Source organism: Brevibacterium sp. SIMBA_078, assembly GCF_046534565.1.
Lineage (GTDB): Bacteria > Actinomycetota > Actinomycetes > Actinomycetales > Brevibacteriaceae > Brevibacterium.
This window is the reverse complement of sequence record NZ_JAWRYQ010000177.1, coordinates 1-276: the sequence shown is the minus strand read 5'-3', so window position 1 is coordinate 276 and position 276 is coordinate 1. Positions and strand designations below refer to the sequence as shown.

Annotated in this window: 1 protein-coding gene; it reads left to right on the top strand. The window is 59.8% G+C overall.

Annotated features, from left to right (window positions below):
* Positions 1–33: 33 nt before the first annotated feature.
* A partial coding sequence (locus SB749_RS19340; protein WP_410711733.1) for a hypothetical protein occupies positions 34–276 on the top strand: 243 nt, incomplete at its 3' end.

Below are 276 nucleotides of genomic sequence, written 5' to 3'. Positions count from 1 at the left end.
ACCGATATCCGGACCGGACAAGGAAGTGAAGCCATGGACGCATTGATGATCGCCCATTACACAGCGACTGGATGGCTGCCGCACGATCGCTTCGACAGCTTGGCGAGCATTCTTGCTCGCCGCGGTGCAGAAGTCGAGCTGGTCACATCCTCGTTCCTGCACGCGTTCAAGACGCAACGCGACACTTCGGTGGAACGGACCCCGCTGTACACGACTACCTATGTGCATGAACCGTCGTACCGGAGCAACGTCTCTGCCGGTCGTCTGCGCAGCCAC